The sequence below is a fragment of the Paraburkholderia sp. Ac-20336 genome (assembly GCF_017105025.1).
In the GTDB taxonomy this organism is placed as follows: domain Bacteria; phylum Pseudomonadota; class Gammaproteobacteria; order Burkholderiales; family Burkholderiaceae; genus Paraburkholderia.
Genome location: NZ_JAAGPS010000258.1, coordinates 1 through 2,698, shown reverse-complemented (window position 1 = coordinate 2,698; position 2,698 = coordinate 1). Strand labels below are relative to the sequence as shown.

Annotated in this window: 3 protein-coding genes; 2 read left to right on the top strand and 1 reads right to left on the bottom strand. The window is 66.1% G+C overall.

Translation table 11 applies throughout. The features are described from left to right. A partial coding sequence (locus GXB81_RS30745) for an MFS transporter (RefSeq protein ID WP_205991182.1) occupies positions 1–678 on the bottom strand: 678 nt, incomplete at its 3' end. 94 nt (positions 679–772) lie between these two features. On the opposite strand from GXB81_RS30745, the gene GXB81_RS30740 reads away from it, so the two are divergent. Both GXB81_RS30740 and GXB81_RS30735 read left to right on the top strand, forming a co-directional pair. Further along, entirely contained in the window at positions 773–1,654 is an 882-nt protein-coding gene (locus GXB81_RS30740) for a LysR family transcriptional regulator (RefSeq protein ID WP_205991181.1), read from the top strand. A gap of 492 nt (positions 1,655–2,146) precedes the next feature. Next, positions 2,147–2,698, top strand: a 552-nt coding sequence (locus GXB81_RS30735; RefSeq protein WP_205991180.1) for a c-type cytochrome, incomplete at its 3' end; no start/stop codon positions are given.

The window sequence follows — 2,698 nt, the reverse complement described above, 5'->3', positions numbered from 1 at the left end:
GTTGGCTCCATTCGCGCCGTCTGCCCTTTGCCCGTCTTCAGTGCGCAAATGCGCCGGCTCATGCAGCCAGCACCACGCAAACCACGCCGTCACCGCGCACGCCACCGCCAGCACCGCATACGCGCTCGCAAAACCGCAGCGCGACACGAGCACCGGCAGCACCAATGCACCGAGCCCGCCGCCGGCCGGCACGGCCGTCTGCCGGATGCTCATCGCGAGACCACGCTCGCCTTCGCGAAACCACGCCATCACGGCGCGGCCGCTCGATCCGTTGACGCTGCCACCGAGCAGGCCGACGAGCAGCAGGCCAAGCGCGAGCGGCGTCATGCCCGGCACCTGCGCGCCGCCCGGCGACACGAATAGCGCAAGACCGGCGAGCGCGGCCGCGGTCGACAGCAAGCCGAGCAGCAGCACGCGGCGGTCGCCCCAGCGGTCGGTCAACAGCCCCCACGGCAACTCGCTGACCGCAATGCCGAGGCCGAGCATGCCGAGCACGAGACCGAGCCCGTCGTTGCCGAGGTGATAGCCCGAGCGTAGAAAAACCGCCGTCGTCGGAATGCCCGAGAACGCCGCCGAAAAGCTCGCGTTCGCGGCAAAGCCCACGCCGAGCACCTTCCAGCGATGCTTCGCGCCGCGTTCGACCGCACCGCCCAGCGGCGCCACAGATTCGTTGTCCATTCCACCCTCCGAAAGAATTCAGAGGTATCCTACGGCTGGGCTTTCCATCGGAAAAGCCGGAAAATTAGATCGCCATCATCGGAAATACCGAATCATGAGCCAGCGCGGATTCGACCTCACCCAGTTGCGGACTTTCGTCGCCGTCGCCGAATCGGGCAGCGTGTCGGCGGGCGCGGAACGCGTGTTCCTGTCGCAGTCGTCGGTGAGCGAGCAGTTGAAGAAGCTCGAGGAACGCGCGGGCCAGCCGCTGTTCGTGCGCAGCAAGCAGGGCGTCAGCACGACACCTGCGGGCGAGCGGCTGCTCGATCATGCACGGCGCATCATCGCAATGAGCGAAGCGACATTCGACGACCTGCAGGGCCGCTCGCTCGACGGCGAACTGCGCATCGCGATCACCGACTATTACCGGCCGCACGACATCGCGCGCATTCTGAAAGCCTTCTCCGAGCAGCACCCGCGCCTGAGGCTGCACGTCACGGTGCAGCCGAGCGCGGTGATCGACAGCGGCGCCGACGATCACACCTCGTTCGACATCGGGTTGTCGGCGCGGCTCGTCACCGGCCAGACGCGCACGCGCGGCGGCGCACCGGCGAGCACGGTCGTGCGGCGCGAAAAGCTGCTGTGGGTCAGCGCCGCCGATGCCGCGCCGCGACCGTCCGCGCCGTTTCACCTCGTGCTGCTGCCGTCGACATGCCAGTTGCAGCGTTTCGTCGTCAAGCTGCTCGACGAGCACAAAGTGGCCTACGTGGTGTCGCATTCGGCCTCGGGCGTCGCGGGTCTGCAACTCGCGCTGAAGGCGGGGCTCGGCATCTCGTGCCTGAACGAATCGTCGACCGGCAACGGCGTGGTGGCCTGCCCGGCCAACACGGGCTTGCCCGCGCTGCCCGCGGTCGAGTTTCATCTGATGCCGGGGCGGCCCGGCGAAAGCGAACGGGTCAGCAATGCGCGCACGGCGCTGATGCGGCTCTTCGCATAAGACGTCACGCGCCGACATCGGACGATCGCATTCGCATACCAACCCGCATCGCCCAAGCGACGCTGTGCGCCCGCACATTGAAATTGCGTTGCATCGTGCATAGCATGGTTTGATCTAGCTCAAGAATCCGTCGAAGCGTCGGCCGTTGCGATTGACGCTCCGGTTGAATTGCTGCAACCTGTGCGCGCTGTCCTGGCCCGACTCCACGCAGCCGTTTGAATGCGTTGCTCATGCTCAGTGCGGCAGCAGCCGTCCTCGGTGTATTCAGCGTGCATCATCGTTGTCGCCATGCAAGTGCATCGCCATCGCGAATCGATACTTCGCGATGCCAAACAAACCGGTTCCGCCTCGCTGTTCAAGCAGTCCTTAAAACAACGGGCAGGAAACACACGATGGTCCGTCATGCGCCGCCGGCCGGATTCGCCTGAGAGCCCGCGAACGCGTATGAAAAATCGATCGTGAGAAAAGAACGTTCCCCTGACGAGGCCTCGCGTGCATCGTAGAACCATCGGATCTTCAGTTCTGCTATTTCTGCTGTACGCGCTCGGCAGCGGTGCGTCGCTCGCGGCCGCCGAGGTGCCCGGCGTGCCCGGCGCGATGCCCTCGGCGATGGACGAGCGCGTGCGCGCCTGCACCTCGTGCCACGGCGTGCAGGGCCAGGGCCTGAACAACGACTACTTTCCGCGCATCGCGGGCAAGCCCGCCGACTATCTGTTCAACCAGCTCACCGCGTTTCGCGACGGCGGCCGTACCTATCCGCCGATGGGCTATCTGCTCGCGTTTCTGCCCGACGACTATCTGCGCAAGATCAGCCAGTATTTCGCCGATCTGCAACCGCCCTATCCCGAGGCCGATCACGGCAACGTATCGCCCGAGGTGCTCGCCGCGGGCGAGCGGCTCGTGCGGCACGGCGACCCGGCGCGCAAGATACCGGCCTGCATCGCCTGTCACGGCGCGCGCATGACCGGCACGCAGCCGGGCATTCCGGGCCTGCTCGGCCTGCATGCGAGCTATATCGCCGGACAGATGGGCACGTGGCGCTCA